The 14568-nt window shown below is 52.0% G+C and carries 13 protein-coding genes; 1 reads left to right on the forward strand and 12 read right to left on the reverse strand.

Annotated elements, in window-relative coordinates; genetic code table 11:
• Positions 1 to 118 precede the first annotated feature (118 nt).
• Together N4599_RS03990 and N4599_RS03995 are read right to left on the reverse strand one after the other, a co-directional pair.
• Positions 119 to 670: a glycosyl-4,4'-diaponeurosporenoate acyltransferase CrtO family protein gene (locus N4599_RS03990; RefSeq protein WP_062814088.1), complete on the reverse strand. Its 552-nt coding sequence runs from the start codon at positions 668 to 670 to the stop codon at positions 119 to 121.
• A gap of 89 nt (positions 671 to 759) precedes the next feature.
• Entirely contained in the window at positions 760 to 891 is a 132-nt protein-coding gene (locus N4599_RS03995) for a hypothetical protein (RefSeq protein ID WP_003714049.1), read from the reverse strand.
• A 690-nt stretch (positions 892 to 1581) separates the two neighbouring features.
• Between N4599_RS03995 and clpP the strand changes: the two genes are divergently transcribed.
• Positions 1582 to 2175 carry an ATP-dependent Clp endopeptidase proteolytic subunit ClpP gene (gene clpP, locus N4599_RS04000; protein ID WP_003714133.1) on the forward strand — a complete coding sequence of 198 codons (594 nt, stop codon included), beginning with the start codon at positions 1582 to 1584 and terminating at the stop codon, positions 2173 to 2175.
• 52 nt (positions 2176 to 2227) lie between these two features.
• Here the strand turns inward: clpP and whiA are convergent, their stop codons facing one another.
• From whiA to N4599_RS04050, 10 genes are all read right to left on the reverse strand, one after another.
• Entirely contained in the window at positions 2228 to 3166 is a 939-nt protein-coding gene (gene whiA / locus N4599_RS04005) for a DNA-binding protein WhiA (protein ID WP_003714062.1), read from the reverse strand.
• Positions 3167 to 3178: 12 nt separating this feature from the next.
• Positions 3179 to 4165 (reverse strand): gluconeogenesis factor YvcK family protein, encoded by a 987-nt coding sequence (locus N4599_RS04010; RefSeq protein ID WP_062814089.1) that lies wholly within the window; start codon positions 4163 to 4165, stop codon positions 3179 to 3181.
• A 17-nt stretch (positions 4166 to 4182) separates the two neighbouring features.
• On the reverse strand, positions 4183 to 5052 hold the full coding sequence (gene rapZ, locus N4599_RS04015) for an RNase adapter RapZ (RefSeq protein WP_062814090.1): 870 nt from the start codon (positions 5050 to 5052) through the stop codon (positions 4183 to 4185).
• A gap of 73 nt (positions 5053 to 5125) precedes the next feature.
• A complete protein-coding gene (locus N4599_RS04020; RefSeq protein WP_062814158.1) occupies positions 5126 to 5641 on the reverse strand; it encodes a 2-thiouracil desulfurase family protein in 516 nt (171 codons plus the stop codon).
• Between the two features lie 83 nt (positions 5642 to 5724).
• Entirely contained in the window at positions 5725 to 6492 is a 768-nt protein-coding gene (locus tag N4599_RS04025) for a DUF4097 family beta strand repeat-containing protein (protein WP_062814091.1), read from the reverse strand.
• 2 nt (positions 6493 to 6494) lie between these two features.
• The gene (locus tag N4599_RS04030; RefSeq protein WP_062814092.1) at positions 6495 to 7106 is read right to left on the reverse strand and encodes a DUF1700 domain-containing protein; all 612 of its coding nucleotides are present in this window, start codon (positions 7104 to 7106) and stop codon (positions 6495 to 6497) included.
• The gene (locus N4599_RS04035; protein WP_191363233.1) at positions 7106 to 7423 is read right to left on the reverse strand and encodes a PadR family transcriptional regulator; all 318 of its coding nucleotides are present in this window, start codon (positions 7421 to 7423) and stop codon (positions 7106 to 7108) included. Before N4599_RS04035 ends, N4599_RS04030 begins: the two co-directional genes overlap by 1 nt.
• 266 nt (positions 7424 to 7689) lie before the next feature.
• Positions 7690 to 10554 (reverse strand): excinuclease ABC subunit UvrA, encoded by a 2865-nt coding sequence (gene uvrA, locus N4599_RS04040; RefSeq protein WP_260902147.1) that lies wholly within the window; start codon positions 10552 to 10554, stop codon positions 7690 to 7692.
• A gap of 15 nt (positions 10555 to 10569) precedes the next feature.
• The gene (gene uvrB, locus N4599_RS04045) at positions 10570 to 12615 is read right to left on the reverse strand and encodes an excinuclease ABC subunit UvrB (protein WP_260902149.1); all 2046 of its coding nucleotides are present in this window, start codon (positions 12613 to 12615) and stop codon (positions 10570 to 10572) included.
• A gap of 159 nt (positions 12616 to 12774) precedes the next feature.
• Complete coding sequence (locus N4599_RS04050) at positions 12775 to 14502, reverse strand: phospho-sugar mutase (RefSeq protein ID WP_260902151.1); 1728 nt, start codon at positions 14500 to 14502, stop codon at positions 12775 to 12777.
• Positions 14503 to 14568: the final 66 nt, after the last annotated feature.

The raw sequence follows: 14568 nt of genomic DNA on the forward strand, positions 1-14568 counted from the left end.
CCCTTGGCTGATTTGAAGTTCAACCAGCCCAAATCAGGAAGCCATTGTTAGCAGATATAGTGCCCGCCCTAATCCGGGAAAATTTTGCCATCCTTATTTACTTTGACTGCCATATTAACTACATTTTATTTTGTGGACGACGCTTTGACTGCCGGTGAAGGACGTTAGCTAAACGGGCCCGGTTATAGCGTTGAAGGACAATAAATGGCACTTCGACCAGGCTGGCAGCGACCGAGCTGATGATGAAGACCACCGGATCGCCAAAGGGAATGACTAGCAAGACGGGAAGATAGCTGAGGAGCAGCATTAACTCATGGTCCACCTCCGCATAGGTCATCGTTTTAATGATGTCTGCGAGGGAATGCTGGCGAACGTCATACTTTGCCGGTGAATACGTTGGCAACCACTTCTTCCATCTTTTCACCCTGAGCAATCGGTAAAGGCGTCGTTCCCCGGCCCCGACCTTAAACCAAGCCGCAGATGGTCTGAGCTGCAGGCGCGGTTCAAGCCAGTTGCCAACTATCAGGCGCATTCCAAGCTGGTAAAAGATAACCAATAACGTAATCACGATTGTTAGGAGAAAACGCTGGGGGTAAAGTCCGTAGCAGGCCCCCGTCACAAGAAAGCCCAGCCCGGACCACAAAGTCAGCCGCCTCATTAATTTTTCCATAATTTCCACCTCCACTTACTATCCCCGTTTCCCACTACGGCAAAAAAATAAGGAGGCCGAGTCACTCCCGGTCTCCTTTATTTTATGAATTACTTTTCGTCAGCTGGCTTTTCCTTAGCCCACTTGCGAATAGCTTCAATCTTCTTTTCTTTTAATGCTCGCTTGTACTTAGGAGCAATTGGGCGACGGCCTTGAACGCCGTATGGGTGTGCTTTACGCATAGCTAATATGCCTCCTTATTGTGTACGTAAATTAATTAACGTTCCAATTATACCGGGCCAGCTAATAAAAAGCAAGTCCTGGTCAAAAAGCATTCACAAGCGGGCTCATTTCAACTTCTGCTGCCAAAAAATTTACTAAATTCTTCCTTTTACTATGACATTTTACTAGCAAGCAGAAGCCTACTCCACCATCGCATCCGTAAAGATGACTAGACCAATTTAGTATTATCAGCTTTTAAATACCAATATATTAGGTCTTGCATTGTAGACCAATCGAGTGTAGTATACAAGATGTGATTAAGAGCTACGAAATAAAAAGGCAATTAGCTCCAGGAGGGCATTATTATGACTAACACGAAATCATTGAACGTTTTTATTACGACCGCTGACTGGCGTGCCTTAGACCGGCAGAGTGCTGCAACTGAATTAGCCCTGCTCTGCACGGACATCAACCACTAAAATCAATAATATTGAAGAGAGGCTGGGAATAAACTCAGCCTCTTTACTGTATTTAAGGCTAAAAATTCAGCAACGCAGTAGCCGGCTGGCAGGTCAAATAGGCTGTCATCCCCTCTTTCTTTTTTAGCCAACAGGAGATAAAACATTTGACCTTTTTTGACCAACCGAGTATAGTATTAATATCAGTTAGCAATGATTGCTAACGAGTGCTAATTACAAGGAGGCCACATAATGAACTTAGTTCCTACTGTCATTGAGCAGTCATCACGCGGTGAACGTGCTTATGATATTTACTCACGGCTTCTGAAGGACCGGATTATCATGTTATCTGGTCCAATCGAAGACGAAATGGCAAACTCAATCGTTGCGCAGCTCCTCTTCTTGGACGCGCAGGATTCAACTAAAGATATCTACCTTTACATCAATTCTCCTGGTGGTGTTGTTACCTCCGGGATGGCAATCTACGACACGATGAACTTCATCAAGTCCGACGTGCAGACGATTGTTATCGGGATGGCCGCTTCCATGGCGAGTGTCTTAGTTTCATCCGGGACCAAGGGTAAGCGGTTTGGCTTACCACACTCCCAAGTGCTGATTCACCAACCATCTGGCGGTGCGCAGGGTCAACAAACTGAAATCGAAATTGCTGCTACTGAAATTCTGAAGACCCGGAAGATGATTAACGAAATTCTGGCTAAGAATTCCGGTCAGCCAATTGAAAAGATTAACCGTGATACCGAACGGGACCACTACTTAACTGCTCAAGAAGCGGTTGACTATGGTCTGCTGGATGGCATCATGGAAAACAACTCGAGCTTAAAGTAAGCGCGGGTACTAAAAAAGGAAGCTACGAAAATTCGCAGCTTCCTTTTTTAGTTTAAACCGTTTTGCTCGTGCGGAGTTCATCGGCGTAGGCATTCAGTTTCCGTAAGCGGTGGTTGACGCCCGACTTAGAAATTGGCCCACCTGGGACAAGCTGGCCAAGTTCCTTGAGACTAACCTCCTGGTGGTTCAGCCGGGTCTGGGCAATTTCACGCAGCTTATCCGGGAGACTTGCCAGACCAACGGTGTCCTCAATCAGCTTAATGTTTTCGATCTGCCGGGTTGAGGCGTTGGCTATCTTGTTCATGTTGGCGTTCTCGCAGTTCACCAGCCGGTTGACCGAGTTTCGCATATCGCGAACAATCCGGACGTTTTCAAATTGGAGCATCGAGTTAGTCGCCCCGATCAATGACATGAAGTTGGCAATTTTTTCGGCTTCCTTGAGGTAAACAATGTAACCACTGCGCCGGGCCGTCGTCTGGGCATTGAGGCCAAATTGGTTCATCATCTGGGCAATCATTTCGTTGTGCTCCTCGTACAGGGAGTAAATCTCCAGGTGGTAGCTGGAGGTCTCCGGATTATTAACGGACCCCCCTGCTAGAAAGGCCCCCCGTAAGTAGGAGCGAACCATCCACTCATCCTTGAGCAGGTCTAACGGTACCTGTTCTTTGATCTGGAAGTTTTGCAAAATCCCCAGGTCATCAAGGACCCGTTGGGCAGAATAGCGCAGGCGAACAATGTACTGGTTGTTTTTCTTTAACTTCATCTTCCGCCGCACCACAATTTCACTTTCCACATTGTAAAATTCTTTCAGCAGCGAATAAATCCGGCGGGCAATCGCCGGATTTTCTGTTTGGATATTAAGAATTAACTGGCGGTTGGCAATGGCAATACTGCCGTTCATCCGGATTAACGCCATCAGTTCCGCCTGGGCGTTCTTCTGGTGGACTTTAATCGCCGTCAGTTCCTTTTTAACTTCACTCGCGTAGGACATTACTCTCCTCCTCTATTCGTGGACCTGGTGGAGGCGGTTCATCAATTCGGCTACTACCCGATCACGATCATGGAAAGCCCCGTTGTCTTTCAAACGGAGGAAATTAGCACTGATGACCCGGCAGCCCAGGTCTCGCAAGCCCTGGAAATCGTGCCCCACTGGCTGGGAAATCTCGTTCCACTGCTTAAAGTCCAGGTAATTTTTCGGTACCGGCTGGATATTAACCAGGACGGTGTCGATAAAGTTCTGTCCCAGGTGGCTGTTGAGAACGCGCACGTGGTCGGCATCGGTAAAGTGGTCGGTCTCGCCCTTTTGGGTCATGATGTTGCAAATGTAGATAACTTCCGCCTTGCTTTTACATACCGCGTCTCGGACCGCTTTAATCATTAAATTCGGCAGGATACTGGTAAAGAGGCTTCCGGGGCCGATCACAATCTGATCAGCCGCCCTGATTGCCTGAAGGACTTCCGGTACCGGCTGGATCTGGTCACCATCCGCCCCGTCTGCTGATGTTACCCAGACCCGCTTGATTCGCTGGTGAGCCGCCGTAATTTCAGCTTCCCCGCTAATTGTTGACCCATCAGTAAATTCCGCGTTGAGGGTCAGTGGTTCGTTAGCGACCGGGTACACATGGCCGCGGATTTTCATCATCTGGGAGAGTTCCTGGACCGCTGGGAAAATTCCGCCACGCATTTCAGACAAGGCTGAAATAATCAGGTTGCCGATAGCGTGTCCTGCGAAAAACTGGTCCGAACTCTTGAAACGGTACTGAAAGACATCTAATTCTAATGGTGACATTTCTGATAAGGCCACCAGGACATTACGAATGTCACCCGGCGGCACCACGTTAATGTAATTTCGCAGGATTCCCGACGAGCCGCCGTCATCAGCAACCGTCACGACTGCCGTCACGTCGGCATCCTGGTCACGAAGCCCCCGGAGAACGACTGGCAGGCCAGTCCCACCACCGATAACAACTATTTTCGGCTTATGCATCATCCACGTTCACTCCCCTCTTACTGCGCCTTGCTGATGTCACGGTGGTAAAGATTAACCTTATAACCATCCTTTTTAAGCCCCGCGGCCAGCTTGTTGGCAATCGTTACCGACCGGTGCTGTCCACCCGTGCAGCCAATTGCTACCGTCAAGCTGCTCTTGCCCTCCTTGATATAACCAGGCAGGGCGTTTTCCAACAACGACCGCAGGTGAGCGTAAAACTCTTGCGCCGCCGTGCTCTTCATAACGTACTCCTGCACCGCCGCATCATTTCCGGTCAGGTGCTTTAGTTTGGGCAGGTAGAAGGGGTTGGGGAGAAAGCGGACGTCCATTACGATGTCGGCATCCAGGGGGAGGCCGTACTTAAAGCCAAAGGACATTACCTCAACAAAGAAGTTGCTTTCTTCGCCATTGCTAAAGAGCTTATCAATCCGCAACTTGAGGTTCCGGGGGGTCAAATCGGTGGTGTCAATGATCACATCCGCCCGGCTCTTCAGTTCACTCAACAATTGCCGTTCCATTTCCACCCCGTCCAGGATCCGGCCCTGCCGTGCCAATGGGTGCAGGCGGCGGGTTTCCTTATAGCGGGAAACCAGTTTGACGTTATTTGCGTCTAAGAAGAGCAGTTTGACGTCAAGGTCCGCGCGTTCCTTTAGTTTATGCAGAGTCGGCAGGACCTGGTCATAGAAGCCCCGCGACCGTAAGTCCATCACCATCGCGATCTTCTTAAATTCACCGGACTCCTCAATGACGTCGACAAACTTCTCCGCTAAGTTGGGGAGCATATTATCAATCACAAAATAGCCCAAATCTTCAAAACTGTGGACCGCGAGGGTTTTCCCGGCCCCGCTCATGCCGGTGATAATTACCACTTTCATTTTTTCCGTCATCACCAATTCTCCTTCTCAGACAACTTTTTTAACATTGTACCACAACTATGCCGGGCGTGTCTTTTTCCCGCAATCATTCCACAAGATTGTGCCTGTCTAATAACTTGACCACTGCCGGTGATAAAAAGGGCGCGACGTGCTCTTTAGTCAGCTCTTCGTCGCCAAAAACTCGGATCCCGTGTTGCTGCAGGAGGGCGGCCGTCACCCCCTGCCCGACTATCCGTTGACCAGCAAAGTTACCATCATAGATTACCTTGCTTCCGCAGGCCGGACTCTTTTGTTTCAGGTAGGCCACTGTCACCTGGTGTTTCTGGGCAATCGCGAGGACCTGCCGCGCCGCCATCAGATAGTTGGCTGTCACATCAGCTCCGGATTTGGTTATCACCCGCGCCCGGCCTGCCAGGGCATCTGCCCCCGTTCCTCCCTGGATTTCCGCGGGTTCCCGCGGGGTATCAAAACCCGCCATAATTTCCGGGCAAACCGTGATGGCAGCCTCAACTGCCAGAAGTTTGACCGCCAGTGGCCGCCGGGCATTGCCACCATCGTAACGAACGTTGAAACCTGCTAAACAGGAACTTAATAAAATCATCAGCAACCGCCGCCTTTCTGTTCCCATCTTACCACGACAGCAAAAAGGCGACCCGGGAAGTTTTCCCGGCAACCGCCATGGACTTATTCAACTGCTTGAATATTCTTAATCGTGTTATCGCCGTCTTCGCTCGTCAGGTGGAGGAGGTTCGCAGCATTCTCATTGGCTGACTGTTGGCCGCTGTCATGGTCGGCGCCGTCAATTTCGTTATCACCGTCTGTCGTCTTCAGGAAGTAGCCATCGACGCGCGCGTCAACGACTTCATTGTCGCCGTCGCTGTTGTTTACAAAGTAGCTACCCCGGAAGGTAACGTTTCGACTGGTAAAGTCCCCAGACTCCAACCGGGCCTTGCCGCCTTCGACCGTCAAATCCCGCAAGTCGACATCCCCGTCCTGAGCGTCAATCGTTACTCCAGTGAGGTCGACCCCGTTAACCGTGACGTCGCCGCTAGTCGTCTTAATCGTTCCGGCGAGCTTGGTTCCTTTCGGGACGGTAATCGTAATTACATCCGCACTGCTATTGCTTCCCCAGATAGTCCCGTAAACGGTCTGCATTTGCTTAACCGTCACCAATTGGTCGGTAATGGCTGCTTTCGGTTGCAAAGCACTGCTTCCCTGATAGCTCATCTTGAACTCACGACCGGTCCTAACCCTGATATCCGCCGTAGTGGCGTTAATGTCCAGGCGGTCAAAGTGCTGGTTCGTCACTAAACTCTTGCTGACGTTCTTGGTAATTACTGGTTTGGGGCCGGCAAAGTGGACGTCGCGGGCGCCATGGCCCCAGAAGCCGATTGCGGTCAGAATCAGGCCAACGATTAAGAGCCCCAGACTAATTTTAAATAACTTCTTCATGGTTACTTTGTCCTCCTTTCCTGGAGTTTTTGATAGAGAAACTTAGAAAGGTTCGCGATTCCTTGTGCCAACAGGCGGATAATCCAATAGCCTAACGGAATAAAAATCAGGAAGCCCCCCAGCACTGCCAGGCCGATTCCCAGGTAGAAAATCCCGGTCATCGGTGCCGCCACCAGCAGGCCAAAGCCCAGGTACAGCATCGCTCCCGCCGTCACCAGCAGCCCTACGATCACGCCGAGCAGGCCAACAATAATCCCGATGGCAACCCCCAAGGCCGCAATTAAGATCCCGAACGCTACGACACTGAGGACCAGGGTAATTGGCGAGGTCACGATGGCAATCAGGACTAGCCAAAATACCCGCCAGCTGGACTTGGTCGAGGCTGGTTTCCCTGCCCCGCCGTCCTTCTCATTAGCCTTAATCGAGTAGTCCGCCAAAATTTGATGGCTAAGCTGCCGCGGCGTTCCTAACTCAGCGACAATTTGCTCCCGCGTATCGTAGTGAGCGTCTTCGATAAACTCGTTGTAAAAGTCAACAGCATCCGCGCGCTCCGCTGCCGGCAAAGTAACTAAATATTTTTCTAATTCTTGGATGTATTTCTCTCGTGCATTCATTATTTCTCACCTCGCTGATAAAAAATTCGGTCCAGGTTCCCCTTATACTGCTCCCAAAGTGACAAAATTTCCGTTAGGCGCTGCTCACCAGCTGCCGTGAGCTGATAGTAACGCCGGTTACGGCCCTGGTACGGTTTGTCATAGGTCGTGAGGTCCCCGCTCTTCTTCAAACGGCGCAGGACCGGATACATTGTCGACTCCGAAATATCAATAACCGACTGCACACGCTGGGTCAGTGCATAGCCATAGTAGTCATCCTGTTTAAGAATCGCTAACACCACCCCATCGAGCAGCTCTGCTGTGATTTGTATTTTCATCCTGTTCACCTCACTTAATTCAACTATATTATATCTTGTATAATATTAAATGTAAATATAATACTATTTAATTTAAGAGAGTGAGAAAAAACACCGAAAATCGGCTGGCAGATTTTCGGTGTTTGTCTTCGAACCTCCGCAAGGGTGGCTAGGTTGGTCAAATGCTGATTTATCAGCGTTTGAACTACCAGCCAGCTACTGCGCTGAGGCATTATTATCTATAAAACAGTTAAGAAACTGAGGTTACTCCTAGCTGTTTTGACTATCTACTTATTCTTCTTAGCAGCCCGGTCTGCCGCCCATTGTTGGTCCCGGTCCAACATCTCCTTCAGGTACCGGCCGGTATAGCTTTCCTTGACTTGGGCGACTTCTTCTGGTGTTCCCGTCGCCACAACGTTTCCGCCAGCATCCCCGCCTTCGGGTCCCAGGTCGATCAGCCAGTCGGCAGACTTCACCACGTCCAGGTCGTGTTCAATCACCAGGACGGTGTTGCCAGCATCGACCAGGCGTTGGAGGACGCCGAGGAGCCGCTTGATGTCGTCCATATGCAGCCCCGTCGTCGGTTCATCCAGGATATAGAAGCTCTTCCCGTGGGACTGACGGTGCAGTTCAGACGCTAGCTTCATCCGCTGGGCTTCCCCACCAGACAGGGTCGTCGCCGGCTGCCCCAGGTGAACATAGCCGAGGCCCACGTCTTCGATTGTCTGGAGTTTCCGCCGGATCTTTGGAATGGCACTGAAGAATTTCAGAGCCTCCGAGACGGTCATGTTCAAGACTTCCGCGATGTTCTTGCCCTTGTATTCCACTTCGAGGGTCTCCGAATTGTAGCGGGTCCCGTGGCAAACCTCACACGGGACATACACGTCGGGCAGGAAGTTCATCTCAATTTTAAGAATCCCGTCCCCATGACAGGCCTCACAGCGGCCGCCCTTAACGTTGAAGCTGAAGCGGCCCTTGGTATAGCCCCGCACCTTAGCTTGGTTAGTCTGGGCGAAGAGCTCCCGAATATCGTCAAAGACCCCGGTGTAGGTGGCCGGGTTACTGCGCGGTGTCCGGCCAATCGGTGACTGGTCAATGTCGATGACTTTTTCGATATTCTTGACCCCGCTGATGGAAGCATACTTTCCCGGCTTGGCAGAATTATTGTTGAGCTTCTGGGCCAAAATTCGTTTGAGAATCAGGTTGACCAGGGTCGACTTGCCGGAACCAGAAACCCCGGTCACGCAGATAAACTTGCCAAGTGGAAATTCGACGTCAATCTGCTTCAGGTTATTCGCCGCGGCCCCCTTAACTACAATGTGTTTGCCATTCCCGGACCGCCGTTCTGCCGGAACCGGGATAAACTTTTTACCAGAAAGGTACTGACCAGTCAGCGACTTCCGGGACCGCATCACCTGCTTCGGTGTGCCGGCAGCCATCACCTGACCACCATTCTCGCCGGCGCCAGGACCAATATCAATGATGTAATCGGCGGCCCGCATGGTATCTTCATCGTGTTCCACCACGATCAGAGTGTTGCCGAGGTCCCGCATTGCCTTGAGCGACGAGATCAAACGGTCATTATCCCGCTGGTGGAGCCCAATCGATGGTTCATCAAGGACGTACATCACCCCTGAAAGGTTAGAACCAATTTGGGTTGCCAGCCGGATTCGCTGGGCTTCCCCACCGGACAGGGTCCGGGCCGACCGACTCAGCGTCAGGTACTCGACCCCAACATTCTTCATAAAGGTCAGCCGGTCGAGGATTTCCTTGAGGATTGGCCGGGCAATCTGCTCGTTTTGCTCGGACAGCTGTACCTGCTTGAAGAAGTCAATGGCATCACTGATGGACAGGTCAGATACCTGGCCGATGTTTTGACCAGAGATTTTTACAGCCAGTGCCCGCTCATTCAGCCGGTAGCCGTGGCAGGCTGGACACGGCAATTCGGTCATGTACTTGCGCATCTGCTCCCGGGTGAAGTCAGAATTGGTTTCCTGGTAACGCCGCTTAACGTTGTTGACGACCCCCTCAAAGGGTACGTCGACGTCCCGCACGCCGCCAAAGTCATTTTCGTAGTGGAAGTGGAAAGTCTGGTCGCCATTGCCGTAGAGGACCAGCTGTTGCTGCTTCTTCGGCAACTTATTGAACGGCGTGTCCATGTCGATACCGACTGACTGGCAGAACTGTTCTAGGAGTTGTGGGTAGTACTGGGACGAGATCGGGTTCCAGGGTGCCATCGCCCCGTCACGCAAGGTCTTGCTGCGGTCGGGCACTACAAGGTCAACGTCGACTTCCAGCTTGGAACCCAGGCCCTCACAGACCGGACAAGCCCCCATCGGTGCGTTGAAAGAAAAGAGCCGCGGTTCCAGTTCGCCGACCGTGAAGCCACAGATTGGGCAGGCGTACTTTTCGGAGAAGGGAATTGGCTCGCCGCCGATCACGTCGGCAATTGCGTAGCCATCGCTAAGGCGGAGGGCCGCTTCAAAGGAGTCAAAGAGCCGGGACCGAACCCCCTCCTTGACGATAATCCGGTCAATAACCACATTAATCGTGTGTTCCTGATTCTTGTTTAGCTCCGGAACTTCATCGAGGTCGTAGGTTTCACCATCCACCTGGACCCGGACAAAGCCCTCCCGTTTAATCGTTGCCAGAACCTTCTTTTGGGTCCCCTTCTTTGAACGGACGACTGGCGACAGAATCTGCAGCCGGGTCCGCTCGGGCAATTCCAGCACCCGGTCGACCATCTGGTCCGGCGACTGGCTGGTAATCGGGATGTGGTCGTTTGGACAGATTGGTGTGCCGACCCGGGCCCACAGTAGCCGGAGGAAGTCATTGATTTCCGTGACAGTTCCCACCGTCGACCGCGGATTATGCGAGGTCGTCTTCTGGTCGATGGAAATTGCCGGAGACAGGCCGTCGATGGAGTCAACATCGGGCTTGTCCATCTGGCCTAAGAACTGCCGGGCATAGGCAGAGAGGCTTTCCACATAACGGCGTTGTCCCTCGGCATACAGGGTGTCAAAAGCCAGTGAACTCTTTCCGGACCCGGACAGGCCGGTGATAACCACCAGTTTGTTCTTGGGAATCTTAACATCGATATTTTTTAAGTTGTGGGCCCGAGCCCCGTGAATAATAATCTTATCGTTTGCCAACGGATTATCCCTCCTCTACTTCACTTTCCGTCCCGGCTTGGTCTTCTTGCCGGTCATTTGCGCCTTCAATTCCATAACAGTATCACGAAGGGTGGCCGCTTGTTCAAAGTCGAGCCGCTTAGCCGCCGCTCGCATCTGCTCGGTCAGCTCATCGACCATGTTCGCCTGCGCATACTTAGACAGCTTGGCAAAGTCCTTCGTGGTAAATTCCGTGCTGTCTGCCTGCTCGCCAGTATCGGCCGTTTCCTTCGTCGCCGAAATGGCTTCCTGGATCGGTTTAACGATTGTGTGGGGCGTGATGTGGTGGTCCTCATTGTACTTCATCTGGATTGACCGCCGCCGCTTCGTTTCGTCAATCGCCTTTTGCATCGACTCCGTAACCTCGTCGGCATACATAATGACCGCCCCGTGCTCATTCCGGGCCGCCCGTCCAATCGTTTGGATTAGTGAGCGCTCGTTGCGCAAGAAGCCCTCCTTATCGGCATCGAGGATTGCCACCAGGGAAACTTCCGGCACGTCTAGCCCTTCCCGGAGCAGGTTGATCCCAACAAGGACGTCAAACTTCCCCAGCCGCAGGTCACGGATAATCTGCGTCCGCTCTAGGGTCTTAATATCACTGTGGAGGTACTTGACCTTGAGACCGAGGTCCTTTAAGTAATCGGTCAAGTCCTCCGACATCTTCTTGGTCAGAGTCGTCACAAAGACCCGTTCGTGCCGCTCAATCCGCTTATTAATTTCACCGACCAGGTTATCGATTTGTCCCATTACTGGCCGGACTTCAATCGTCGGATCAAGCAAACCGGTCGGCCGGATGATCTGCTGAGCCACGTGGTCGGTCTGCTCCTGCTCGTAAGGACCCGGGGTGGCCGACATGTAGACGACCTGATCGACGTGCTGCTCAAACTCATTCAGTTTCAGCGGCCGGTTATCGAGGGCACTCGGCAACCGGAAGCCGTAGTCAATCAGCATTTGCTTCCGAGCCCGGTCACCGTTGTACATCCCCCGTACCTGGGGCATCGTCTGGTGCGATTCGTCAACCACCAGCAGGTAGTCCTTCGGGAAGAAGTCCAACAGGGTGTACGGTGGTTCGCCTGGTTTCCGGCGGTCCATGTAACGGGAATAGTTTTCAATCCCGTTGGTATAACCCATCTCCCGCATCATCTCGATGTCGTAGGTTGTCCGCTGCTGGAGGCGTTCTGCTTCCAGCAACTTTCCCTCGTCGGTAAACTTCTTGACCTGTTTTTTCATATCCTGCTCGATTTCCGGCAGGGCTACGTCCATAATGTCCTCGTTGGTCATGAAGTGGGTGGCAGGGAAGATCGAAACTTCCTCCCGGTCGCCCTTCACTTCGCCGGTCAGGGCGTCGACTTCCCGGATCCGGTCAATTTCATCCCCAAAGAACTCAATCCGGAGTGCGGTTTCACTGTGGGAAGCAGGAAAGATTTCCACCACGTCACCGTGTACCCGGAACCGGCCCCGCTGGAAGTCAATGTCGTTCCGGTCGTACTGGATGGTCACTAATTGCCGCAGCAGGAAGTCCCGGTCGATTTCCTGGCCGACGTGCAAAGAGATGACGCTATTTTGGTACTCATTCGGGTTCCCTAAGCCGAAAATGCTGGACACCGAGGCAACCACGATCACATCGTTGCGCTCTAATAGGGCTGTCGTGGCGGCGTTTCGCAGTTTATCAATTTCATCATTAATGGAGGCGTCCTTTTCGATGTAGGTGTCGCTCGATGGGACGTAGGCTTCCGGCTGGTAGTAGTCATAGTAGGAGACGAAGTATTCGACGGCATTGTGGGGGAAGAACTTCTTCATTTCGCCGTACAGCTGCCCTGCCAGTGTCTTGTTATGTGACAAGATGAGGGTCGGTTTATTGACGTTTGCGATGACATTAGAAATGGTAAAAGTCTTCCCGGTCCCAGTGGCCCCCAGCAAGATCTGGGCCTTATCACCATTTTCAATCCCCTTGGTCAGCTGGTTAATGGCCTCCGGTTGGTCCCCGGTCGGCTGGTAATCAGAAACTAGGTCAAATTTTCGGTCTGCTTGACGATAAATCACAAGCTGTTCCTCCCGTTGCTTATTGCGGCGCCATACCGCTAATTTAGACACATTTTAGTGTATCATGCAAACATGCATTCGTCTAATAATCTGACCATTATAAAAGGAGCCGCGACGTGGTTTCAGCCACCTCACAGCCCCATTTGATTTCAAATTAATTTATTCTTCGGCAAATGCTTGCAGTGCCTTTTCAAAGTCGGCCAGTTTAGCATTGGCCTTGTCCAGTGAGCCAGCGCTGGTGCCGATGTAGAACTTCAGCTTTGGTTCAGTTCCGGATGGGCGAATAGCAATCCAAGTTTCGTCGTCCAAGACATAGCGGAGGACGTTGGATTCTGGAATCCCCAACTCACTGACCTGACCATCAGCGGTCGTCTTGGTGCCCTTGGAGAAGTCTTCGGTGACTGCCACTTTGTGACCAGCAAAGTCAGCTGGAGCTTCTTCCCGGAACTTCTTCATTAAGTTCTGAATCTTAGCAGGACCGTCGACCCCGGCGTAAGTCTTGGCAATCGTCTTTTCACGGAAGTAGCCGTACTTCTTAAAGAGTTCCTGCAAGCCATCGTACAGGGTCATGTCACGGCTCCGGTAGTAAGCAGCAACTTCTGCCAGCAGGGTCAGTGACTGGATGGCGTCCTTGTCCCGAACGAATGGCTTAATCAGGTAGCCGTAGCTTTCCTCAAAGCCAAACATGAAGGTGTGGTCAGCCTTGCCAGTTTCGTACTGGTGAATCTGGTCCGCAATCCACTTGAAACCGGTCAGGACGTTAATCATATCGACACCATAGCTCTCGGCAACCTTAGCCGCAAAGTTGGTGGAAACGATTGACTTAACAGCCGCCGCATTCTTTGGCAGGGTCCCCGTCTGCTTCCGGGCTTCCAGGATGTAGGACAGCATAATCGTGGCAATCTGGTTTCCCGTCAGCAGCTGGTATTCGCCGTCTGGCTGGCGAACGGCACAACCCAGTCGGTCCGCGTCTGGGTCGGTCGCAATCAGAACGTCGGCGTCAATTTTCTTTCCCAGGGCAATTGAGCGAACGAAGGCTTCGGGGAATTCTGGGTTTGGGTGCTCCAAGCTAGGAAAGTCACCATTCGGTTGGGCTTCGGTAGGTTCAATCGTGAAGTTGGTAAAGCCGGCTTGACGGAGGGCCCGTTCACCCAGCATCCGGCCAGTTCCGCAAAGGGGCGTGAAAACAAACTTCATGTCCTTGCCATACTGCTTAGCCAGTTCAGGGTTGACCGTGACTTCCTTTGCCAGTTGGAGGTAGGCATGGTCGACGTCTTCACCCATAATGGTTTCCAAGCCGTTATCCAGCATTTCCTGCTCATCGGCTAGTTGGATGTCGAAGATGTCATCAATCTTGCGGATGTAGCCGGTCATCATGTCGGATTCCTTCGGCGGCATCTGGCCCCCATCTTCACCGTAAATCTTGTAACCGTTGTATTCCTTCGGATTGTGGCTGGCAGTAATCATAATTCCAGCGTAAGTTCCCATCTGGCGAACGGCAAATGACAATTCAGGCGTTGGCCGAACGTTGTCGTAGATATAAACCTTAATCCCGTGCGCTCCCAGCACCCGCGCGGAGTCATGGGCGAAGCGGTAGGAGTTGTGCCGGGAATCATAGCCAATCGCCACCCCACGCTGCTTGACTTCATCGCCAAGTGAATCCATCAGAGTAGCCAAACCTTCCGTTGCTTGCCGAACCGTGTACACGTTCATCCGGTTGATTCCGGGTCCCATCAAGCCCCGCATTCCGGCGGTACCAAAGGACAGTGGGCCATAAAAGGCGTCTTCGATTTCCTGTTCATCGGTCATGGCGGCTAATTCTTGCTTGAGTTTCGGCTCTAAATCGGTCCGCTCTTTCCATACTTGGTATGTGTCTTTCCAGCTCACAATAAAGTCTCCTTTACTTCTTTAATCTGTACATAGTATACCGCATCTTCCTGGTGGGTGCCGTTT

The sequence above is a fragment of the Limosilactobacillus oris genome (assembly GCF_025311495.1).
In the GTDB taxonomy this organism is placed as follows: Bacteria; Bacillota; Bacilli; order Lactobacillales; family Lactobacillaceae; genus Limosilactobacillus; species Limosilactobacillus oris_A.

Excerpts from the sequence above, each read along its gene's own strand:
- clpP (WP_003714133.1), top strand. The coding sequence starts at position 1,582 with ATGAACTTAGTTCCTACTGTCATTGAGCAGTCATCACGCGGTGAACGT.
- whiA (WP_003714062.1), bottom strand. The coding sequence starts at position 3,166 with ATGTCCTACGCGAGTGAAGTTAAAAAGGAACTGACGGCGATTAAAGTC.
- N4599_RS03990 (WP_062814088.1), bottom strand. The coding sequence starts at position 670 with ATGGAAAAATTAATGAGGCGGCTGACTTTGTGGTCCGGGCTGGGCTTT.
- N4599_RS04025 (WP_062814091.1), bottom strand. The coding sequence starts at position 6,492 with ATGAAGAAGTTATTTAAAATTAGTCTGGGGCTCTTAATCGTTGGCCTG.
- N4599_RS04035 (WP_191363233.1), bottom strand. The coding sequence starts at position 7,423 with ATGAAAATACAAATCACAGCAGAGCTGCTCGATGGGGTGGTGTTAGCG.
- N4599_RS03995 (WP_003714049.1), bottom strand. The coding sequence starts at position 891 with ATGCGTAAAGCACACCCATACGGCGTTCAAGGCCGTCGCCCAATTGCT.
- N4599_RS04010 (WP_062814089.1), bottom strand. The coding sequence starts at position 4,165 with ATGATGCATAAGCCGAAAATAGTTGTTATCGGTGGTGGGACTGGCCTG.
- N4599_RS04030 (WP_062814092.1), bottom strand. The coding sequence starts at position 7,106 with ATGAATGCACGAGAGAAATACATCCAAGAATTAGAAAAATATTTAGTT.
- N4599_RS04020 (WP_062814158.1), bottom strand. The coding sequence starts at position 5,641 with ATGATTTTATTAAGTTCCTGTTTAGCAGGTTTCAACGTTCGTTACGAT.
- rapZ (WP_062814090.1), bottom strand. The coding sequence starts at position 5,052 with ATGACGGAAAAAATGAAAGTGGTAATTATCACCGGCATGAGCGGGGCC.